General features: G+C 42.8%; 21 protein-coding genes. 8 read left to right on the top strand and 13 right to left on the bottom strand.

Annotated elements, in window-relative coordinates; all coding sequences use genetic code 11:
- Positions 1 to 17 precede the first annotated feature (17 nt).
- The 11 genes from NZ875_00900 to rplU all read right to left on the bottom strand — a co-directional run bounded on the left by NZ875_00900 (position 18) and on the right by rplU (position 8,730).
- The gene (locus NZ875_00900) at positions 18 to 1,262 is read right to left on the bottom strand and encodes a DUF1015 family protein (GenBank protein MCS7174299.1); all 1,245 of its coding nucleotides are present in this window, start codon (positions 1,260 to 1,262) and stop codon (positions 18 to 20) included.
- Positions 1,252 to 1,656 (bottom strand): rRNA maturation RNase YbeY, encoded by a 405-nt coding sequence (gene ybeY / locus NZ875_00895; protein MCS7174298.1) that lies wholly within the window; start codon positions 1,654 to 1,656, stop codon positions 1,252 to 1,254. The genes NZ875_00900 and ybeY overlap by 11 nt, the downstream gene beginning before the upstream one ends.
- Positions 1,601 to 3,025, bottom strand: a complete 1,425-nt coding sequence (locus NZ875_00890) for an HDIG domain-containing protein (protein MCS7174297.1) — start codon at positions 3,023 to 3,025, stop codon at positions 1,601 to 1,603. Before NZ875_00890 ends, ybeY begins: the two co-directional genes overlap by 56 nt.
- Complete coding sequence (locus tag NZ875_00885) at positions 3,009 to 3,923, bottom strand: PhoH family protein (protein MCS7174296.1); 915 nt, start codon at positions 3,921 to 3,923, stop codon at positions 3,009 to 3,011. The genes NZ875_00890 and NZ875_00885 overlap by 17 nt, the downstream gene beginning before the upstream one ends.
- Before the next feature lie 74 nt (positions 3,924 to 3,997).
- A complete protein-coding gene (gene rpoD / locus NZ875_00880) occupies positions 3,998 to 5,194 on the bottom strand; it encodes an RNA polymerase sigma factor RpoD (GenBank protein MCS7174295.1) in 1,197 nt (398 codons plus the stop codon).
- Positions 5,184 to 6,908 carry a DNA primase gene (gene dnaG / locus NZ875_00875; protein ID MCS7174294.1) on the bottom strand — a complete coding sequence of 575 codons (1,725 nt, stop codon included), beginning with the start codon at positions 6,906 to 6,908 and terminating at the stop codon, positions 5,184 to 5,186. The genes rpoD and dnaG overlap by 11 nt, the downstream gene beginning before the upstream one ends.
- 40 nt (positions 6,909 to 6,948) lie before the next feature.
- Positions 6,949 to 7,362 carry a 30S ribosomal protein S9 gene (gene rpsI, locus NZ875_00870; GenBank protein ID MCS7174293.1) on the bottom strand — a complete coding sequence of 138 codons (414 nt, stop codon included), beginning with the start codon at positions 7,360 to 7,362 and terminating at the stop codon, positions 6,949 to 6,951.
- A 14-nt stretch (positions 7,363 to 7,376) separates the two neighbouring features.
- Positions 7,377 to 7,820, bottom strand: a complete 444-nt coding sequence (gene rplM, locus NZ875_00865) for a 50S ribosomal protein L13 (GenBank protein ID MCS7174292.1) — start codon at positions 7,818 to 7,820, stop codon at positions 7,377 to 7,379.
- Between the two features lie 13 nt (positions 7,821 to 7,833).
- Complete coding sequence (rpmA, locus tag NZ875_00860) at positions 7,834 to 8,106, bottom strand: 50S ribosomal protein L27 (GenBank protein ID MCS7174291.1); 273 nt, start codon at positions 8,104 to 8,106, stop codon at positions 7,834 to 7,836.
- Positions 8,075 to 8,410 carry a ribosomal-processing cysteine protease Prp gene (locus NZ875_00855; GenBank protein ID MCS7174290.1) on the bottom strand — a complete coding sequence of 112 codons (336 nt, stop codon included), beginning with the start codon at positions 8,408 to 8,410 and terminating at the stop codon, positions 8,075 to 8,077. Before NZ875_00855 ends, rpmA begins: the two co-directional genes overlap by 32 nt.
- Entirely contained in the window at positions 8,407 to 8,730 is a 324-nt protein-coding gene (gene rplU, locus NZ875_00850; protein MCS7174289.1) for a 50S ribosomal protein L21, read from the bottom strand. The genes NZ875_00855 and rplU overlap by 4 nt, the downstream gene beginning before the upstream one ends.
- A gap of 273 nt (positions 8,731 to 9,003) precedes the next feature.
- Here rplU and NZ875_00845 point away from each other — a divergent pair, with 273 nt between their 5' ends.
- The 6 genes from NZ875_00845 to NZ875_00820 are packed head-to-tail and all read left to right on the top strand — an operon-like array spanning position 9,004 to position 14,932.
- Positions 9,004 to 9,525 (top strand): hypothetical protein, encoded by a 522-nt coding sequence (locus NZ875_00845; GenBank protein MCS7174288.1) that lies wholly within the window; start codon positions 9,004 to 9,006, stop codon positions 9,523 to 9,525.
- 13 nt (positions 9,526 to 9,538) lie between these two features.
- A complete protein-coding gene (locus NZ875_00840; GenBank protein ID MCS7174287.1) occupies positions 9,539 to 9,919 on the top strand; it encodes a hypothetical protein in 381 nt (126 codons plus the stop codon).
- 49 nt (positions 9,920 to 9,968) lie between these two features.
- A complete protein-coding gene (locus NZ875_00835; protein MCS7174286.1) occupies positions 9,969 to 12,560 on the top strand; it encodes a valine--tRNA ligase in 2,592 nt (863 codons plus the stop codon).
- Positions 12,557 to 13,879 (top strand): bifunctional folylpolyglutamate synthase/dihydrofolate synthase, encoded by a 1,323-nt coding sequence (locus NZ875_00830; protein MCS7174285.1) that lies wholly within the window; start codon positions 12,557 to 12,559, stop codon positions 13,877 to 13,879. Before NZ875_00835 ends, NZ875_00830 begins: the two co-directional genes overlap by 4 nt.
- Positions 13,880 to 13,882: 3 nt before the next feature.
- Complete coding sequence (ruvA, locus tag NZ875_00825) at positions 13,883 to 14,449, top strand: Holliday junction branch migration protein RuvA (GenBank protein ID MCS7174284.1); 567 nt, start codon at positions 13,883 to 13,885, stop codon at positions 14,447 to 14,449.
- Positions 14,450 to 14,452: 3 nt separating this feature from the next.
- On the top strand, positions 14,453 to 14,932 hold the full coding sequence (locus NZ875_00820; protein ID MCS7174283.1) for a hypothetical protein: 480 nt from the start codon (positions 14,453 to 14,455) through the stop codon (positions 14,930 to 14,932).
- Here the strand turns inward: NZ875_00820 and NZ875_00815 are convergent.
- Entirely contained in the window at positions 14,909 to 15,787 is an 879-nt protein-coding gene (locus tag NZ875_00815) for an HD-GYP domain-containing protein (GenBank protein ID MCS7174282.1), read from the bottom strand. The two genes, NZ875_00820 and NZ875_00815, sit on opposite strands and share 24 nt — an antisense overlap.
- Before the next feature lie 2 nt (positions 15,788 to 15,789).
- Entirely contained in the window at positions 15,790 to 17,709 is a 1,920-nt protein-coding gene (thrS, locus tag NZ875_00810; GenBank protein MCS7174281.1) for a threonine--tRNA ligase, read from the bottom strand.
- A gap of 97 nt (positions 17,710 to 17,806) precedes the next feature.
- Between thrS and nagA the strand changes: the two genes are divergently transcribed.
- Positions 17,807 to 18,943 (top strand): N-acetylglucosamine-6-phosphate deacetylase, encoded by a 1,137-nt coding sequence (nagA, locus tag NZ875_00805; GenBank protein ID MCS7174280.1) that lies wholly within the window; start codon positions 17,807 to 17,809, stop codon positions 18,941 to 18,943.
- 15 nt (positions 18,944 to 18,958) lie between these two features.
- Entirely contained in the window at positions 18,959 to 22,486 is a 3,528-nt protein-coding gene (smc, locus tag NZ875_00800; GenBank protein MCS7174279.1) for a chromosome segregation protein SMC, read from the top strand.

Here is a 22,486-nt window from a genome sequence, read left to right as displayed (position 1 = left end):
CTTGTAAAGCTTACTGTTCAAATCAAATGAACAAAAAGACCACATTTCAGTTTCGGTTCGAACCAAGTCGATTTCGGCGGCATTATAAAACCAGCATCGGAAACCATCATCATTTCGTCCACCGAGGTTGGATAAAGGGCGAATGCAACGGCCCAACCTTTGTTTTTAACATAATCTTCGAGCACTTTTAGCCCATGAACTCCTCCTATGAAATCTATCCTCTTATCTGTTCTTGGATCTTTTATTCCCAAGATCTTATCCAAAATCTCATTCTGCAGTATCGAAACATCTAAGCTCGCAATCGGATCTGAACCAACTTTGCTCAGTACGGAGTTTTTAACCTTCAACCTGTACCAACCATTTGAAAAGAACATACCGAATTCATGCTTCTCCCTAGGTTTATACGGTTGAATCGAAGCTTTCTCAACAATGAAGGAATTTTGAATGGCCTCAAGGAATTGCTCTTCAGTGAGACCGTTGAGATCTTTTATTATCCTGTTGTAATCGTATATTTTGACCTGATCGTGTGGAAATGCAGCTGCGGCAAAGTAGTTATATTCCTCGAAACCTGTGTGGTTTGGGTTCTGACGCGACATTTTTTCTGCAACTTTGACAGCGGCAGCTGCTCTATGATGGCCATCCGCGATGTAGAGAGCTGTCAATTTTTCAAACTCTTGTTTGATTTGCTTTATGAGTGATGGTTCACTCACAACGTAGATGATTTGCCTCACTCCATCTTCATCAACAAAATCGTATTCGGGTTGAACTTGCATCGCCAAGTCAAGCAAATTGTGTAACTGCTCGTTAGATCGATACACCAAAAAGACCAGCCCTGTTTGGGCTCTCAGATACTCGATGTGCTTAATTCGTTCTTCCTCTTTATCTTTTCTTGTTAATTCATGCCTCTTTATTTTAGATTCAAGATATTCTTTCACCGAAAAAGTTGCCACTAAACCAGTTTGCACATGATCGTGTGCTATTTGCTTATAAACATAGAAGCATTCTCTATCCTCTAGGAAAAAAATTCCCTTTTCTATATATTCTTGCAGATTGTTCTTGGCTGTTTCCAAGGCCTCGGGAGAATCTGAATCAACAAGTTTCTCAAAGTTTACTTCTGGTTTGGTAACTTTGTAAAAGGCCAAAGGATTCGCAAGTACAACTCGCCTTGCTTCCTCAGAACTTATTACATCGTATGGTTTCACAGCCACTTTACTTGCAAATTCTTTTCTCGGCCTTAAAGCCCTGAAAGGTCTAACGATCATGTCTCTCTACCTCCCTGAGATATTCTTCTTGCTTTCGAAACATCTCTTCTGATCCTTTCTCATCTAACTCATGATCAAAACCTGCTAAGTGCAAAGCGGCGTGAACCACGGTTCTGAGTAGTTCCTCCTCAAAGCTACAGCCAAATCTTGTTGCGTTCTTTTCGACAATCGTTGGGCAAATGAATATTTCCCCGTAAAGTTCTTCCTTATAAACGAAAGTGAGCACATCGGTTGGTCCCTTAATTTTTCTGAAGGTTTGATTCAACTTGGCCATAGTTTTCTCACCAATGAAGAAGATATCAACTGTCACGTTACCTATCTCTTTTTTTATGATCTCTCTAAGGATTGCTCGAATTCTCTTGATCGATAGCTTTCTTCTTGTCCTGTTTTGAATTCGAATTTTCAGCAAGTACGATCACCCGTTTTATCTCTTCTTTTGGATACTCTATGCGAGATCTGAACATGTTGAACAAGACTCTGGTGAATTCCTCGGCTATTGCTTCCAAATCTTGGAGCGTTAAACCTGATTCATCGAGCTCACGTTCATTATAAATACCTGAAACGATTTCTTCAACAACCGATTTTATACGACTTGCACTGGGATTCTTCAAACTCCTAAAAGCTGCTTCAACAGCATCTGCAAGCATTATTATGCCTGCTTCCTTGAATTGAGGTTTGGGACCAAGATATCTGAACTCATCAGCACTGAGGCTTTCTCCCATTTCCTTCGCTTTGTGATAGAAATACTTTTGGACACGCGTACCATGATGCTGCGGTATAGCATCTTGTACCAACAAAGGTAGCCTGTAACGACGAGCCAATTCAAGTCCGTGTTTGACATGATCCAAAACTATCAAGCGACTCAGTTTGGGACTGAGTTCATCGTGAGGATTTTTGTCCTCTATGTTCTCAGTATAAAAATAAGGCCTTTTCACTTTTCCCACATCATGAAAATAAGCAGCTGTTCTCGCGAGGATAGGATTCGCACCGATCCTTTCTGCGGCTGCCTCCGCCAAATTGGCGACTACTGTTGAGTGATAGTATGTACCTGGAGCGCGAAGCGAGAGGAGTTTGATCAATGGATGATTCATGTTTCCAAGCTCCACCAAATCCATATTTGAGTATATTAAACTTGCATATTCAATGAACGGTAGTAACCCTAGATCCACTATGGAGAATAAAAAGGGTGTGAAAACCGCCAAAGCAAGATTGCGATTCGTAGATGCTCCTCCATCCATGAGCAGGTTGATAAGAAGAAAAACAGCATTGCTTGCAGTCGCAAAAAACGCAGGTCTAATCACTTGAAGCCTTTTACTCAAACCATAACTAGAAACAGCTGTCAACAAATTGGTCACCAGCACCGAAGCCATGGCAAGGGGTGTGAATTCAGAGCTTATGAACGTCAGAATCGAAAAGAATATAGCCACATTAACAGTCATTCTCCTGTCTGTGAGCAAGCCCAACAAGAGAAGCGGTGCAAAAAACGGTGAGGAAAACGGCCCGAATCGACTGAGAAGCAATTTAGAAAGAAATGAACCAGCAACTACGGTGCCCAAAACAAGTACAGAATAAGCTTTATGTAGAGAAAAAGGTTTCCTCTCAAATTCTGGTGAGATGAGAGTCAACCAAAGTACAACCAGCGCTACATACTCTATCAAGAATTCTGCTGGCTTACGAAAGTTTGGGATATGCATGAACAGCAGAGTAACCAATACGACTACGGTTTGATACCATTTATCTGATCTTCTAGCTGTTAAAGCCATTTTTCTTCCTCTCGTATTCTTCGTAAGCCTTTATTATGTTCTTGACGACTGGATGCCTAACCACATCAGCGTCGCTGAGATAAACGAAACCTATACCTTCTATACCCTTCAGTATTTTCTCACATTCGATTAATCCAGACTGCTGTCTATCTATGTCCACCTGCGTCACATCGCCTGTTATAACTGCTTTGGAATTGAATCCGATTCGAGTCAAGAACATTTTCATTTGCTGATGTGTAGCATTTTGAGCTTCATCTAGAATTATGAAACAATTATTGAGCGTTCTGCCCCTCATGAATGCCAATGGAGCAATTTCGACTATACCTCTCTGTCTGTAAGTGTAGAATTTGTCAGCAGGTATCATGTCTAAAATAGCATCGTAAATTGGCCTTAAGTAGGGGTCAACCTTTTCGACAAGATCGCCGGGGAGGAATCCAAGTTTTTCTCCCGCTTCAACTGCTGGTCTTGTGAGAACGATCCTTTGCACCAACCCATTTTTTAAATACTCGAGTGCCATGGCGACAGCTAAATAGGTCTTACCAGTTCCGGCAGGTCCTATGACGAAAACAACGTCGTATTTCTTCATAGCTTCGATGTAATCAGTTTGTCCCTTGGTTTTAGGGCGGATTCTCCCAACGAGTGGAGGTGAATGTGAAAGCTCCATTCCTCTCGCAGCATCTGTGTACAAATTCACGAGTGCTTCAAACTCCTGCCAATCAAGAGCATAACCTCTTCTTGCAGCCGCAATCACTTGAGATATAATGTTCTCGACAATTTCAACTGTTGATTCATCGTTTCCAGCCACAACAATTCTCTTGTCTGAGACGTCAATACTCACAGGAAAACGCTTTTTCAAAAATCTCAACCTGTTATCATATTGGCCAAGCACGATGACCATATCAACGTTATCAGGAATCTCAACGGTTCTAGTTGCCAGCTTAGCACCACCTCCGAAAATTATAGTTAACACCACTATTTTTCATGATCATCGAGTAGTGTTATCAGAGATTTTAGATACTTGCTCCGCGATGGATGCCTCAACTTTCTGAGAGCCTTCACTTCGATTTGTCTGATCCTCTCCCTCGTTACATTGAAGTATTGGCCAACTTCCTCAAGTGTCTTAGCTTTGCCATCCAACAATCCATATCTCATCTTCAGAACCATGGCTTCTCTTGGGTTAAGCGTCTTCAAAACTTTTTCCAGCTCTTCCCTTATAAGCATTCTCATAGCCTCTTTCTTAGGAGACGCTATGCTCTCGTCAGCTATGAAATCTCCCATAACCGAGTCTTCATCTTCTCCAACAGGAGATTCCAATGACACCGTTTCACGAGATGCTTGAAGTACTTCTTCTATCTTTTCAACAGGTTTGTTCATCATCTTGGCTAGTTCCTCTACCGTGGGTTGCTCACCGTACTTTTGGTAATACTCTCTGCTGACTCTGTTCAGTTTATTGATCGTTTCCACCATGTGTACTGGTATCCTGATAGTTCTTGCTTGATCAGCTATGGCACGCGTGATGGCTTGCCTTATCCACCACGTTGCGTAAGTGCTGAATTTGTATCCCTTCCTCCAATCGAATTTTTCCACGGCTTTCAAGAGACCTATGTTACCTTCCTGAATGAGGTCAAGGAACGACAAGCCTCGGCCTATGTACCTTTTGGCAATACTAACAACGAGCCTCAAGTTGGATTCGATCAACTTCTTTTTTGCTCTTTCGCTACCCATTTGTGCTCTCCTTGCTAGTTCCCTCTCTTGAGAAGGAGTTAGCAAAGGTATCTTACCGATCTCCCTTAAATACATTTTGATCGGGTCTTTCAATGAGACATTATCGTATACCTCGGGACCTTCTTCTTCGGCACCAGGAATTTCTTCTACTTCGGTCTCGATTTCCTCAAGGGTCTCAGGTTCAGTGTCCTGTATGGTTATTTTGTTCTTCTCAAGTTCTTCGTAGATTCTCTCTATGAGCGACGAATCGAAGCCATCGTAATCTGGTGGAAATGCCCTGTCTATGTCATCATAAGTGATGAAACCCTTTCTTTTTCCAAGCTTGATGAGATTTTTAATTTTCTTTTCGATTTCCTCGTGTGAGAGCGTTTTCACAGATTTTTCTTCTTCTACATCTAAAACTTTTTCTTCCTGCTCGATCGTTTTTTCCTTTTCAAGTTCCATTCCGCTCACCTCCCAGTGATCTGATCTGGGAAACCAGTTCAAGCCTTCGTTTCAAAAGATAAGCGCGTTCTTCATGACTCTGACAAAAGGTCAGTTTACTGTCAATCTGTAACAATTCTTTTTCAATCACCTTTCTTAAGTATCTCCTCTTCACATCGTTGAACATCTTCTCCGGATCTCCTTCCGGGATCCTCGCCAAGACCGAGAAAGCATATTCCCTCAAATCTGAACTCAGCTCAGACACATCTTTCCCTTGACGCAGAAATTCCAACAATCTTCTCGCGTTTTCGGAAATCAAACTGAAATCTATCTTATCGATTTCTTCCCTAAATTTTTCAGCGGTTATGTACAAATAGATTATGTAGTCATCTTCACTTGGAAGGGATGACCTCAAAGTTTTGACTGCCACGGGATTTTGGAGCCTGAACATCTCGTTCAACTGTGCTACAGACAATCTAGTCTTCCTCGAAGTGGCTTCTACGAGACTTTCATATCTATCCATCCTTCTGTCCCTCAAAAGGATCTGTGCCCAATTCCTCAAGGCATTAATATACTTCTCTAGACCGGCACTCGTAGTAATGTTGAAGAACTTCTCGTACACTTCGGCTAAATACTCTTCGAACGGTATCGCTTCTGAAAGAGCTTTCCTCAAACCTTCGGAACCGTACTTTTTGTGAACCTCATCTGGGTCTTTCTCAGAAAGTTTCACTACTGCCACGTCGAAAGAAGATTCGATCAAGGTTTTGAGTGATCTCAATGTGGCTTTGATTCCAGCCTCATCGTTGTCAAAACATAAGATTACGTTCTTACTCAGGGGTACGAGCTTTGATACGTGCTCCTTCGTCAAGTTCGTACCCAAAACGGCAACAGAGTTGGTGATGCCTGATCTATGAAACGCTAGGGCATCAAAGTAACCTTCACAGACAACAACAAAATCTAGTGCTTTGATCGCCTTCTTAGCTGAGTCAAACATGAACAGCACAGACTTTTTTGAAAAAAACTTAGTTTCTGGAGAGTTCAAATACTTAGGCTCTCGATCGTCCAAACTCCTACCCGCGAAGGCGATTATCTTCCCAACCTCGTCTTTTATAGGGATTATCAATCGGCCTTCAAAAAGATCGACACCATTGCTAGGTTTGTAAAGCCCATACTGGAGTGATTTCTCCATTGGTATTGATAAAATCTGTGCGATTTTTTGAGCAATGCGGGAATCATTAGGACAATAGCCAAATTCATAAGTTTTTACTTCACTCTCAGAGAAACCTCTCTTATTGAGATATTCAAGCGCTTGCTTGCTTTTTTCAAGTTGTTTCTTGTATTCCAGAAACACTTTAGTTAAATATTCAGTATAAAGATCCTTTTCAGATTGAGTCGCTGATAACTTCAATTCAATACCCACCATCTTTGCGAGTCTTTCGAGTGCCTCTTGAAACGAAATGTGCTCTATCTCTTGTAGAAATTTGATTACATCACCCGCTGCACCACAACCAAAGCAGTGGTAGAGTTTGAGTGTTGGGTTCACGAAAAAAGATGGGGTCTTCTCAGCGTGAAACGGACATAACCCCCTGTAGCTGGAACCAACTTTTTGTAGAGATACATACTGAGAAACGAGTTCGACGATGTCAATGGACTGTTTGATCCTTTCTACCAGATCCCTACTCACCATTGTGTGGATACCTGTAGAAGTACCACTGCCTTGGTTTGACTGCTCCACATTGAGATGAGTTCAAAGGGGGCATGTGCCCCCAGTTGTTTCATCGCTTCGAGTACTGCGGAGCCCTACGAGATTTCTTGAGACCGTACTTCTTCCTCTCAACCATCCTTGGATCTCTTGTTAGCATACCTTTCTCCCTGAGTACTGGCCTCAAATTCTCGTCGAACTGAACAAGCGCTCTTGCAATACCAAGTCGAACTGCACCGGCTTGTCCTGACAGCCCACCACCTTCTACGTTAATGAAAACGTCGAACTTACCAACGTTGTTGGTCACAACGAGTGGTTCCATCGCATGTTTGGCTCTGACTGAATCTTTAAAATATTCTTCAGCACTGTTGTATTCCTCGTCGTTTATGACCAGTTTACCATTACCAAGTTTCAAATGAACACGAGCAACAGAAGTCTTTCTTCTCCCAACACCATGGTATATAACTTGCTGAGTGGTCGTCGCCATCGCTCACCCTCCCATCATACTTCAATTGGAACAGGATTCTGAGCTTCGTGCGGATGCTTGTCAGAAGCGTACACCTTGAGCCGTTTTAGATATTTTTCACCAAGCGCTCTTTTTGGAAGCATCCTCTTGACAGCCAAATATATCAAACGCTCTGGATACGTTTGGAGTATCTGCTTTGCTGTCTGCATTTTTATTCCACCGGGATACCCACTGTGTCTGTAGTAAATCTTCTGGTCGAGCTTTTTCCCTGTCAATACGACTTTGTGAGCATTGATGACTACCACATAGTTACCGTTGTCAACTCCTGGAAAGAAAGTTGGCTCGTTTTTCCCCATTAGATACTTCGCTATCTGACTCGCCAAACGTCCCAATACTTTACCAGAAGCGTCCACCAGATACCACTTTCCTCCGCGATTTCTCACAATCGTAGTTTTCTGTATAGGCATAGGACGTGCCATAAGCTGACCCTCCTCATTGCTTTTGTGGAATCACTTTGACAAACTTTCTGTTTCTACTAACGTAGAATTTGACCGTTCCGTCAGTGAGAGCAAAAAGCGTGAAATCTCTACCACAGCCAACATTTTCACCAGGGTGTATCTTCGTCCCTCTTTGCCTCACTATTATGCTTCCTGCACTCACCAACTGGCCATCTCCAACCTTCACACCTAAGTACTTTGGATTGCTGTCTCTGTTACCTATCGATCCACTCTTCCTACGACCGAACAACTGTATGTCGATCCTCATTGATCACCACCTCCACAGACAAATTTTGTGGATACTGTGAACGGATATCTTCGATGCTTTCGTGAAGCTCTCTCACAAAGATGTCAGAAAATTCACTTGGTCGAGGGAGCATCACGTTAAGTTTCGCTTGTTTTTTCTCAACGATAGCACCACAATACTTGGTAAGAGAACGTGCCGTGTGTTGCGCAAGAGCACTCACAGCAGCACAAACTATGTCTTTGCCTTTGATGTCATAGCCACTGTGGCCTTCAATACAAAAAGAAACGTAATGGCCATTTGACGAGAAAAATCTCGCTCTTATCACGAACTTTCACCAAGCTCGATTTTTTCGATCTTAACTAGTGTATACCATTGTCTGTGACCACGTCTCCTTCGAACGTTGTCTTTAGGTCTATAACGTATCGACATGACCTTTCTAGCCTTCTCATGCTTCAACACGATGCCTTTCACATTGCAACCTTCCACATAGGGTTGTCCTATCTTGACTAGTTGATCGGCAGAAACATGAACAACTCGGTCGAAGATGACAGGCTCTCCCTCGGTTTGCGGTAATTTTTCCACCGCGACTATGTCGCCTTCACTGACACGGTACTGCTTTCCACCAGTTTCTATAATGGCGTACACGAACACACCTCCTTGGTAAACAAGCACTGAAAAACGTAGTTCCACTCACCGTGGAACCTTTTTCACGTTTTTCAAGTGCTATGAATTTTTTCAGCGGCATTATTGTATCATCCGTACCATTAAGATTAAGAAAATAAAACATTACACCACTGTCGATTCACTCCAACGTATCCTTATAACAACCCTTTCGTCGTTGGACCACTTTGGCAAAAAAATCTGAACTAGAACTTGATAAATTTGAAGATATGATTTACAATTTTTTGGGGTGGGAACGTGCTATTGGCCATCATACTGATACTTGCAGGGACAGCTTTGATAGTTTTCGGTGCTAGAGTATTCTTCGGTATCTTGTTCCTAGCTGCCGGAATTTATCTGATAGTTACCCTCTCAAAAATCGCACTTCGTGCTAGGAAAAGGCAAAAGAACGAACTATTTTTTCTTAAAGAACAACTGAAAGGTAAAATTGATGAAGAAGATCTTGAATGGCTTGAAAGCTTTTTTACAGCACCAGTTGGCAGAAAGATCATCGTCTGGATTAGAGGAGGAAAAAAAGAAGTTGACATCAAGATATCGATACCGATATCCCTAATTCTGCTGGTGAGGCCTTTTTTGAACTCCCTTTCTTCTTTGTTCATCAAGCATCTATGCAAAAAATCTGGTTCTTCATTGTCTGAAAACGAAGTAAGGTCGATCCTCACGCTGGTAAACTCTTGCCTTGATGAACTTTTCACATACAAGGGAGACTTCGTTCACATTGAAACCGAGGACACAACGGTGAAAATCGGTGTTGTATGAGAGGAGGAAGATCATGAGGGAGGAACTATTGAAGTTGTTCAAGCTCGTCAAGGAAGGCAAGATAAGTCCGGAGGAAGCTTTGGAGATAGCTGAAACAGTAGGAATTTTTTCACCGTCTCAGCAACATGCGAGAGAAAAAACTTCGGGAAAGAAAATGCTTTACATTCAAATCAGAAGCGCTCAAGGCGAAAAAGTTGATGTGAAAATACCTGTGAGCATGGCACAACTTTTGAAACTCTCGTTGCCAGCCTTGAAAGAGAAGTTACCAAACGTTGATCTACAAATGATCGCTCATCAGATCGATCAAGTTCTAAGCAGTTTAGAAGAGTTAGAAGGTGACATTGTGAATATATCGAGCAACGATGGCACAACGGTTCGCATTTTTGTGAGCTAACGCTGTGATAAAATTTGTTGAAAGGAAGCCACTGGAGGTGCTGAAAAGGATGGATCTTGGCACACGTTATGCTCCCGAGGCGATCGAAAGAAAATGGTATGAATTCTGGGTGAACAAAGGTTACTTCACCCCGAGTGGTGTTGGAGAAACATTCGTGATAGTCATACCACCTCCAAACATCACTGGGCGTATCCATATGGGACACGCTTTGAACATAACTCTGCAAGATATCCTCGTGCGTTATAAGAGGATGAAGGGATACGATACGTTGTGGGTTCCTGGAGAAGATCATGCAGGTATTGCAACTCAGAACGCGGTGGAGAAATATTTGGCGTCCCAAGGAAAAACGCGTGAACAACTCGGTAGACAAGAATTTCTCGAGGTAGTTTGGGAGTGGGCAAGAAAGTATAGAAAAGAAATCAGACAACAGATAGAAACTCTTGGCGCTTCCGTAGACTGGACGAGGGAAAGGTTCACGCTCGATGAAGGTTTGTCTCGCGCTGTTCGAAAGGTATTTGTGGAGCTCTACAAGAAAGGTCTCATTTACAAAGGAAAATACATGGTGAACTGGTGTCCAAGGTGTAAAACCGTACTAGCCGATGACGAAGTGGAACACGATGAAGTTCAAGGGAAACTGTATTATGTGAAGTACCCTCTGCTTGACTCACAGGATGAATACGTTGTCGTTGCCACAACGCGACCAGAAACAATGCTCGGTGACACTGCCGTTGCAGTCAATCCGAAAGATGAGAGATACACACACTTGATAGGAAAGAAAGTCGTCCTGCCTTTGATGAACAGAGCTTTGGAGATCGTAGCCGACGAATACGTTGATCCGGAATTTGGAACAGGTATTGTGAAGATCACGCCAGCACACGATCCCAACGATTTCGAAGTTGCCAAGCGCCACAATTTGCCTCTGATAGACATTTTCGACGACGACGCGGTTGTTAATGATAATGGAGGAAAATACAAGGGTTTGAATAGATATCGAGCCAGAGAAGCCGTTGTGGCTGACTTGGAATCCGGTGGTTATCTTTTGAAGATTGAAAGTATCTCCCACTCGATTGGTCATTGCTACAGGTGCGAGACAGTCGTGGAACCAAGGTTGATGGATCAATGGTTCGTTCGCATGAAACCTTTGGCAGAGAAGGCCATAGAAGCCGTTGAAACCGGACAGATCAAGTTTGTTCCAGAAAGATGGAAGAAAGTTTATCTACATTGGATGTACAATGTGAGGGACTGGTGCATCAGTAGACAACTTTGGTGGGGCCATAGGATACCAGTCTGGTATTGCGAAAATTGCGGCCAGATTATTGTAGAAGAGGAAGAACCGAAAATTTGTTCAAAGTGCGGCTCGAACTTGTTGCACCAAGATGAAGATGTTCTGGACACGTGGTTCTCCTCCGCACTTTGGCCTTTTTCAACGTTGGGTTGGCCAGAAGAAACAGATGATTTGAAGAGGTATTATCCCACCACCGTTCTTGTAACAGGATTTGACATCATCTTCTTCTGGGTAGCACGGATGATCATGATGGGGTATGAGTTCATGCACGAAAAGCCCTTCAGCTATGTTTATATACACCAGCTCATCCGAGATAAGTTCGGCAGAAAGATGAGCAAGTCATTGGGAAACGGTATTGATCCTATCGATATGTCTGAGAAGTATGGAACTGATCCGGTGAGGTTCACCCTTGCAATTCTCGCAGCACAGGGTGTAGATATAAAACTCGATGAGAAATACTTTGATACATACAGGAAATTTGCAAACAAAATTTGGAACGCAACGAGGTTCGTACTCATGAACCTTGAAGGTTTTGAGCCGTATGCTTTGGAAGACCTAGATGTGGCCGACAAATGGATCCTTTCAAGATTACAGAAAACCGTTCAAACCGTGACGAACGCTTTGGAAAACTTTGAATTCAACATCGCGGCAAGAGCTCTTTACGATTTCTTCTGGGATGAATTCTGCGATTGGTACATCGAGTGTGCAAAACCAAGGCTCTCGTCAAACGATAGGAAAACTGTCCAGAACGTACTTGTTAATGTTCTCAACATCAGTTTCAGATTGCTCCATCCGTTCATGCCGTTCTTGTCTGAGGAACTCTGGCAGAAATTGCCCATAGCTAAAGAATCCATAGTGATAGCTTCTTGGCCTGACGTAGAAAGACAATTCATCAACGAGGAAGCAGAGCGTTCATTTGTTAAAATTCAGCAGATTGTCAAAGGTATAAGAAACATCAAAGCAGAATTGAATATTCCTATCAAGCGAACGGTGGAACTATTCACAGTTGGTAAAGAACTATCTTCAGAGGAAGAACTTTATGTGAAACACCTCGCGTTCGTTGATAAAATAGTCCATTCGAATGCAAAGCCATCCAGATGTGCAACAGCCTATGTTTCAAACGAACTTCATGTGTACGTGAACGTGGAGGGTTTGAACGTTGAAGAAGAAATCAAAAGGCTTCAGAAAAACATTTCTAAACTCGAACAGGACAAAGAATGGCTCCAGAGAAAACTATCAGATGAAAACTTTTTAACGCGTGCGCCTGAAGACGCCGTGAACGAAACGAAGGAAAAATTAGTCCAAATTGAGGAGAGACTGGCTATCCTTAGACAAATTTTGGGGGATCTATCATGAATTATCTTGAGATGCTCGCGTACATCTATAGAGAAAGACCTTCAGGGAAAATCACACTGGGACTCGATAGGATCGCAAAGCTTTGTGACTTTTTGGGAAATCCTCAAGATAAATTTCGCAGTGTTCACGTCACTGGCACGAACGGTAAGGGATCCGTCACCAAACTTCTGAGTAATCTCATGATAGAACATGGCTTTAAAACCGGTGCTTATTATTCACCACACTTGTCAACCTTTAAGGAGAGAATCTTAGTCAATGAACAATTCGTGCCAGAGCAACTGTACTTAGAATGTTTCAAACAAGTTCAAAAGTTTGCCGAGATGATGGATCAACTTGGTGAAAGTAGTAAACCGAGTTTCTTCGAATTCACTACGGCGATGGCATTCTGTATTTTCGAACGCATGGGTGTTCAAACGGGTGCAATAGAAGTCGGGCTCGGTGGTAGGTATGATGCAACGAATATTCTAAAGAGCGATGTGGCTGTTATAGTCACAGTAGATTACGATCACATGCACATTCTCGGTGACACAGTTGAGAAGATTGCCTTTGAAAAAGCTGGCATAATAAAATTCTCAAATCCCACCGTGTGTGGAGAGACTAAATTGGGTCCCCTAGAAGTCATACAAAATGTTTGCAAAGAGAAAAAGAGCGAGCTCCACTTGATTGGCAGGGATTTCGAGTTTGACAAAGTGCAATTGAAACTCAATGAGAATAAGTTCAGTTTCAGAGGTTTGCGAAATTTCAAGGATCTTGAGTTAACGTTGAACGGTGAACATCAGTTCTTGAACGCTTCGGTGGCCCTCCAGGCGTTTCTGCTTTTTGCAGAGAAACTAGGTTTTGAGGTGAGAGAAGAAGCTGTACGAAAAGCTCTGAAGAAAACAATTAATCCAGGAAGGTTTGAAGTCATCGGTGATAACCCAAGATACATTTTTGATGGGGCACACAACACACCAGCCGCAGCCACTTTGAAGAAAACGATAATGACTTATTTGGCGAACGAGAAGCTCGCTGGGATAGTTGGTATACTCGATGACAAAGACAAAATCGGTGTTTTGTCACACATAGCACCACTTTTCGAAAGGCTGATCATCACACGACCAATTTCACACAGAGCCGTGAAACCGGAAGAAACGTATGAATTGGCGAAACAGTTCAACAAGAATGTTTCTTTTGAACCCGATCCGATCAAGGCTTTGGAGATCCTCAAGAAAGAAAGATGGCCGACGATAATAATAACAGGCTCACTGTACCTAGTCGGATACCTGAGAGACTACATCCTAGACGGTACACTCGAACCAGAATGGACAATATCGGGGTGAGCCATGTTAGCTGCCGTCTATGGGTGTGTGGAGACGATCAAGAACAATGTAGTTTTCCTTCGTGTACTGGATTTTGTATTGGAAGTTCACTGTGATAAAAAGACTTTAGAATCCCTGAAGATAGGTGAGAAGACCAAGCTTTACACACGGCTTGAATTCAATCAAGATGGATTCATCCTTTATGGTTTTCTGGAGGAAGAAAAAGTTGAAATCTTTGAAAGAATCACAAAAGTTTCGAAAGTTGGTCATAGGACAGCATTGAAGATACTTTCTTCCGTAGAACCTGACGAACTCATTTACATGATCAAAAGTGGTGATGTGGACAGGTTATCTCAAATCCCTGGTGTCGGTCGAAAAACAGCGGAACGGTTGATATCTGAGTTGAAAGATGAGGAATTTTCTGTGGCACTCGTCATGAACAGAGAATATCTTGACGCCATAGAAGCTTTGACAGTGCTTGGTTTTACGAAGTCCGACTCGCGCGAGGCAGTTAGAAAAGTTTTCAAACCGGGCATGAGTGCGGAACAAATCGTTAAAGAAGCTTTGAAAAAGCTTTCAAAGAGGGTGTGAAGCATGCCAGAGTCTGTGGCGAACCCAACCCTCGGTTACAAACTTGATCCCGGTGAACTTGGTTTGTGGAACTCGGCTCCAGCGAGTCGCAGCATTCTGCGTGTACTTTCTCAAGAGATCAGCAACTGGTTGTACTTCAAAAGGAAGGTTGAACGAGAAGGTGGCGTAATCATCCAGGGGGGTATAAGTCTCGATCTGAGAAAAAGGGGCTCTTTTCTTGCCGCTGTCGCCGGTCGAACCAGCGTATGGGTGTATTATCCTGGCGAAAGAGCTCAGTCGAACGAGTTTTCAGAACAAAGTTACAAGCAATACATTGAAGAGAAGATAAGACAACTTGAAAGCCAGCTGGCGTTCGCAACCCCTGAGGAAAAAGAAAAATTGGAGCAGCAGATTCAGCTTCTCGAAATAGCTATGAATTTGCCGCTCCAACTCATAAAGATGCTCTTTGAACCTTTGGGATTATTCCTCAACGCAGTCGTCTGAATCTTTGGATCTTTTCATCTGTAGGAAGATTTCCACCAATCTTGGGTCGAACATCTTTCCACTTTGAGCTTCGATCATGGTTAGTGCTTCAGATTCAGTTTTTGGTCCAGTACCCCATTCAGATGTGACAAAATGTGTTAGTTCATCGAAATAATCACAGATACCTATGATCCTTGCAAACAGAGGAATTTCTTCTCCTTTCAAACCGTCAGGATAACCTTTTCCATCCCATCGTTCGTGGTGTGACCTAACGGCAGGTACAATGTCCCACAGGTACTCAATTGACGACAAATAAACTGCGCCCATCACAGTGTGATCTTGAGGCATATTCTCGAATATTCTTATTCGCGTTGGTGTATACATCATGAGCTGTTCTATGCCAATTTTACCTACGTCATGAAGCATCGCACATTCTCTTAAAAGATTCAATTCATTGCTACTTAAACCCAATTTCTTACCCACTCTCACACATAAGCGGGCAACTCTCTGGGAATGACTGAAACCTTGTTTGTCTTCAACTTCCATCAAAACGACCATAGCTTGCAGAATCCCACTGACGATTTTCCTGGCGAATCTGTAACTCGTCAAAGCAGACTTCGCGTCTTCTTTGTCAACAAAAGATTTGACGAACGTCCAGATTGAATCGTAAACGCTTGGTTCATTCACAAACTGCGCGACCAGCTTCCCAGAATCGTACAATTCCACTGAATTTTTCTTCACTACTAGCAATGGTGAAAGATCTTCGCGAAAAGTATCAGTTATGAACAAATTTGTGGAAACTGGTTCCTCAGCCGAACAGAGTTTTTCAAAACGTTCAACCAAGGCATCTTTTTCCTTCATTACTTTACACACCATGCTCATCCCTCTAACAAGCTCTTCAACGAGCGCGTTTTTATTTCTTGAAGTATCACGTTCAGAATCTCATTCACATCCTTCGCACCAAGATCGGTTCCCTTTCTGGTCCTAACAGATGCTTTTTTCTCATTCATTTCTCTATCTCCGACGATCAACATGTATGGTATCTTCATAGTCTGAGCTTCTCTCACCCTGTAAGAAAGTGTTTCATGGCGCGCATCGAGTTTGACTCTTACACCGCTTTGAGAGAAATTTTCAACGAGTTGCTCGGCATAATGCCTGTGTCTATCTGAAATGGGTAAAATCACAACCTGAACTGGAGCAAGCCATGTTGGGAAAGCCCCAGCGAAATGTTCGATGAGTATGCCGAGAAACCTTTCCAAACTCCCGTACTTCGCCGTATGTATCATCACCGGTCGAACCTCAGAACCATCTGCATCTACATAGTATAGATCAAATCTCTGTGGCATAAGAAAATCGAGTTGAACCGTGGCGCATTGCCAAGTTCTGCCGATGGAATCTTTCACATGGAAATCTATCTTCGGCCCATAGAAGGCTCCTTCACCTTCTTTAATTATGTAGGGCAACTTGATCGAGTCTAAAGCGTTCTTGAGAGATTCGGTGGCCATGTTCCAAGTTTCCACATCACCCATATGGTTCTCCGGCATAGTGCTCAGCTCGACGGAATATTCAAAACCAAATTGGGCATATATGCGTTCTATCAATCTTATGATTCCCACAATCTCTTGTTCTATTTGGTCGGTTCTACAGAAAATATGGGCATCGTCTTGTGTGAAACTTCTAACTCGGAGCAATCCGTGAAGCACTCCACTTCTCTCGTACCTATGAACTCGTCCAAACTCGAAATACCTCATCGGCAAATCTCTGTACGATACTGTTCTGCTCTTGTAAATCAGTATGTGCCCTGGGCAATTCATCGGTTTTATTGCGAAATTCTGATCTTCTTTCGAAGTGAAATACATGTTTTCTTTGTAGTGATCCCAGTGCCCAGACATCCTCCAAAGTTTTTCGCTCATCACCAACGGGGTCATGACCTCTTGATATCCGCTGTTCAAGTGCAATTCTCTTGAGAAATTCATCAACTCGCGCAGAATAATCGTTCCTGCTGGAGTGAAGATAGGCATACCAGGTGCGTAGTCATAGTCAATGAAAAATATTCCCAGCGCTGGTCCCAGTTTTCTGTGATCCCTTCTCTTGGCTTCCTCAAGCATTTCCACATATCTGTTCAATTCTTCCTCACTTGCAAAGGCTGTGCCGTATATCCTTTGAAGCATAGGATTGTTCTCATTCCCTCTCCAATACGCACCGGAAATCGAGAGCAACTTGAAATGTTTCACAATTCCTGTAGATGGCAAATGTGGTCCTTTACACAAATCGATGAATTCACCCTGCTTGTAAAAGGTTACGACCTCTTCTTCCATCTCATGCAACAATTCAACCTTGTACTTCTGTCCTCTCTTCTTCATGAACTCTATGGCTTCATGCCTCCTCATGGTGATTCGTTCTATGGATAGATCTTCGTTGATAATTTTCCTCATCATTTCTTCGATCTTCGGTAAATCTTCTTCCACAATCCTTCCAGAGGCAATCTCAAAATCATAATAAAATCCGTTTTCGATCACCGGACCTATACCAAGCAGGACTTTATCCTCACCAAATATTCTCGTCACTGCGTGGGCCATGATGTGGGACATCGTATGACGATAAATTTGTGGCGCGAGGGGATGGTTGATCGTTATGAGCTCAATTCGCCCAGCGTTCAATGTGTCGCGAATGTCAAGCAACTTTCCATCTTGAATCGCAGCTATGACATCATTTCTACCCATCTTCTTCGCAACAGTCTGAATCGTTATAGGTCCATCCAAATCTATCTCGCCAACATCTTTGATGAAAAGCTTCATCTCGACACCTCCTTTTTTAAGTTAATATTACCACACAAGTGTTATCATAATCAAAGGAGAAGTACAAATTTTCTGGAGATTCAAGACCATACGGGAGTTGATAAATTTGAAACTTCGAGCCAAACGGTTGTTCACACCTCTCAGAGAATTTGAGGAGGTTTGTGTAACGATCAGAAACGATAGAATAGTCTCGATTGAGAAAGATAACCTTGTCGCACAACGAAGCTATCCAATTTTAGCTCCAGCGTTCATTGACAGCCACACACACGGTGCGATAGGTATCGATGTGATGAGGGCAAAGATTGAAGATCTCGCACGGCTTTCCTTATTTTACGCCGAACATGGAGTCGGTTGCTTCTTTCCAACGACCGTTTCAGACAGTTTCGAGAACATATCGAAGGTCGCCTCCACCGTTAGAGAAGCTATGGATAACCGTGAGCTCGCTTCCAAAATAGGTGGATTGTACGTTGAGGGACCTTACTTAAACCCAACAAAAAGCGGTGCGCATAAACGTGAAATGATCAAACACCCAGATCTCGACGAACTAGAACACTTCTTGACAGGATTCGGTGATGTTATAAAAATTTTTGCTATCGCCCCAGAGCTCAATGGCGCAAAAGAAGCTATCAATTTACTACGAAGACACAAGGTAATCGTCAGCATCGCACACACAAATGCTACGTATGACCAAACTATGGATGCCATCAGAGCTGGAGCTAGAAGAGCAACGCACGTCTTCAATGCTATGAAACAGTTCGACCATAGAGAACCAGGTGTACTGGGGGCTGTCTTGACGAACGAAAAGATTTATTGTGAATTGATATGCGACTTTGTTCATCTTCATCCCACGACAGTTAAGCTTGCTATGAAAATTAAAGGTGTTTTCAAATCTTTTTTGGTCAGCGATTCGATATCAGCCACAGGTTTGAACAACGGTGTGTACGAGCTCGGTCAAATGAACGTTGAAGTCCGAGATGGTGTTGCAAAACTTCTCGGTAAAAACACGCTCGCCGGTAGCACGCTCACGATCGATCAAGCTGTAAGAAATCTGGTCTTCAAGTTGGATGTACCGCTCAGATCCGCCTTGATAATGGCAAGCTTCACACCAGCTAAGGCGAGCGGTTTGAGTGATGGATTCATCGCGGAAGGGCAAGTCGCGAATCTCGTCGCTTTGGATGATGAGTTGAACGTCGTTGCCCTTTATGTGGAGGGACGCTTGGTTTATAGTGTTTGAATAGGGGGCAAAAAAGTGCGGCTCAAGAGCATGCTCCTACATGGTTTTAAATCCTTTGCAAAACCGACAAGGTTGAGCTTCGCAGAGGGAGTGACAGCAATAGTTGGACCCAACGGGGGAGGCAAGTCCAACATAGTGGATGCGATCAGATGGGTGTTTGGAGAACAATCAATGAGACAATTGCGTGCCGAAGAGAAGTTCGACGTAATATTTGCTGGTTCAAGCATGGCTCCCGCTGGCTCATTCGCCTATGTAGAATTGACCTTTGAACACGACGGCGACACCTTCACAGTGGCACGGATGCTTTCCAACGATGGCAAGAACATCTACATGCTCAATGGTGAGTCGGTTCGTTTGAAAGACATTCACGAAAGATTTGCAGGAACCGGTGCTGGGAAAGAATTGTATTCCATCGTCGGCCAAGGGCAAATAGAACGTATAACAAACGCAACGCCGGAGGAGATAAGGGTTCTGTTCGAGGAAGCCGCAGGCACATCGTTCTACAAGGAAAAGAAACGGGAGGCTCTGATGAAGCTTGAAAACGTTTCAAACAACCTCGTGCGAATACAGGATCTTTTGGTTGAGCTCGATAGGCAGAAAAAGTCACTATACCTCAAAGCTAAAAGAGCTGAGCGATACAAAGAGTACGTAGAAAGGTTAGATCAAGTTAAAAAGTTCTTCTTCGGTAATGTGTTGAAAAGAGATCTCAAAAGGCTTGAGAATCTTCAAGCTGAATTTGCGAACAATCAGGAGAAAATCAATCAAGTTCAGAAAAAACTCATAGAACTTGAGTCTCAATGGTCAACACTGAAGCAAGAATTCGCAAACGTTGACAAAGAGATAGAGGCCTTCACAACCTTCCTTGAAGACTACAAGAAACGACAAATTGCGCTCAGTGAGATGAGAGAAATTTACAACAGAAAACTCAGCGAACTCGAGAGCCATTACGTTGAACTGAATACGAAGATATACTTGATCGACGAGCAAAATTCACAACTTTTGAAAAGAAAAGACGAACTCAGTTTGATATTCAAAGCCCTCCTTGAGGAAGTGAATCAGAAGGAACAACAATTGAGACAAGCAGAGCAAGCTAGAGAAGAGATACTTTCAAGATATTCAGAAAAAGAGAAGAATGCACTTCTTTTGAGAGAGAAACTGTCTTCTCTTGAGAAAAAAAGAGTGTCTCTGGAGAATGAGTTGACCAAACTGGATGAAACTCTGGAAGACCTTAGAAGGAGAATCTCCATGCTTCAAACCCAACTTTCGGCAAAAATTGAGAGGTTGAATGCTCTCCAGTACGAACTTTCAACACTTTTTGAGAAATCAAGTAAAACGAGCCATCGAAAGAGCAAACTTTCCGAAGAATTGAAAGCTATCGAATCACAGATTGGCCATCTCAAAGGCGAGCGAGAACAACTCCTAGAAAAATTGGATGAAATTCGCAGAAATCTTAGATATCTGGACGATGAAGAAAAAAGATTGCGTCAACTCATCGCTAGCTATGAAGGATATTCACGAGCCGTGAGAACGATCTTTGCGAAGAAAGCTGAAGGAGAGTTCACAAACGTTCATGACGTCGTGGGAAACTTGCTGAACTTTCAACCAGAGCACGCCAAGGCGATCGAAGCGCTACTTGGAGGGGCAGTTCAACACGTGGTGGTTGACTCCGCCGAGGATGCGCGAAACATCATAGAATGGTTAAAAAAAGAAAAAATTGGTCGTGTTACTTTTCTTCCATTAGATCTCATAGAACCACAATTTGTCAGACTTCGTGAGATAGAAAACCATCCTGGTTTCGTAGGCTATGCCGCACAACTTGTGACCGTCTCTCAACAATTCTCGAACTTACCAGCTTATCTGTTTGGAAGCGATGTGATAGTAAGAAACCTAGAAGACGCAATCGATATGAAACGTAAATACCGTTTGAGATGTCGAATCGCAACCTTAGATGGTGAAATCATTGGACCTCACGGTTCTATTACGGGTGGCGAAACAACCCCAGATAGAGGTGATTCACTCATCATCAGAAAGACAAAACTCAACGAAATCAGCTTGCAAAGGATGCAATATACTTCGTTGGAGAAAAAACTTGATTCTAACTTAAAACAAATTGAAGAGGAACTCGATGGATTGAAGAGACAACGCGAACTCGTTGAGAAAGAGCTTTTGGAGATTGCAACACAAGATGGGATCACGAAAAGAATGATAGAAGAACTCGGAAAAACCTTCGAAGATGTAAAAAAAGAGGTAGATTCACTCCAGCAACTTGAAAGAGAGTACAAAAGTCGCTCAGAAGGACTGAAGCTGAGAAAACAAGAAATATTGAACCAACTCGATGCAGTGAGGGTAGAGGTCGAAGAATTTCAAAAAAACATCGAGATCTTTGACAAGGAATTGGTATCAGAAAAGCGTTTACTAGAAGAAGTTTCCACAAGGTACCTCGAATTGAAAGCCGATCTTACCAGCGCTGTAGAGAAAAAGATCCATTATGAATCAGAACTCGAAAGGATCAAAAGTCAAATGGAAAAATCTTCGGAGGAAAAGATCTATTTGCAACGGCAAGCAGTTGAGTTGGAGACACAAATAGAACGTACCAAACTGGAACTTTTAGAGAACGCAAGAGAATTGGAGTCAATACGCAAAGAAACCGAGGAATTGTTCGAGTCCATGAGAATGCAGAGGATGGATAAAGATCAGAAGTTGAATCAATTGAACGAACTGGAAACGCGAATGAATCAGCTCAAAGAAGAGAGGGAAAAACTGAGGGAGAACTCCCATCACCTCGAGTTGCTCATCCAAGAGGTCAAAAGTAGGATAGAACAGCATTTAAAGGAGATAGATATTGATTCAGCGCAACAAGTTGAAGAATTATCGGAAGAGGTATTGGAGGCTTTAAAAAACGAGATGGAGGATCTCCAGAACAAGATAAAATACCTTGGGCCTGTGGATTTAACAGCAATAGAAGAATACAACGAAGTGGAAAAAAGATATGAAGAGCTGGCAATGGAAAAGAAGGATCTAGAAGAATCGAAAAAGAAAATCGAGGAACTCATAGAAAAAACGGATGAGGAAGCAAGGAAACGCTTTTTAGATGTTTATGAACAGGTGAATGCCGCTTTCTCGCGTTATGTATCTCAACTCTTTCCGGGAGCCGAAGGCGAAATTCGCTTGGAAGCGGGAAAGGATCTGCTCGAATCTGGCCTGGAGATATCACTCAAGAAACCTGGAAAAAGGATGCAAAAACTTCAGTTGCTCTCTGGTGGAGAAAAATCACTCGTTGGCATAGCTCTTTTGTTTTCACTTATGGAAGTCAATCCAAGTCCATTCTATGTGCTGGACGAAATTGACGCGGCGCTGGACGAATTCAACGCGGAAAGATTCAAACGCTTATTGATAGCCAACAAAGATCGTACACAGTTCATAGTGATCACGCACAACAAAGCAGTCATGGAAGCCGCGAGTGTACTGCACGGTATAGCGATGGTGGATGGTATTTCGAATGTAGTACCAGTCGAACTGGAGAACCTAGCTATAGAGGGGTGA

Source organism: Pseudothermotoga sp. (assembly GCA_025060105.1).
GTDB lineage: Bacteria > Thermotogota > Thermotogae > Thermotogales > DSM-5069 > Pseudothermotoga_A.
The sequence above is the reverse complement of the archived record's forward strand: the minus strand, read 5'-3'. Positions and strand labels throughout refer to the sequence as shown.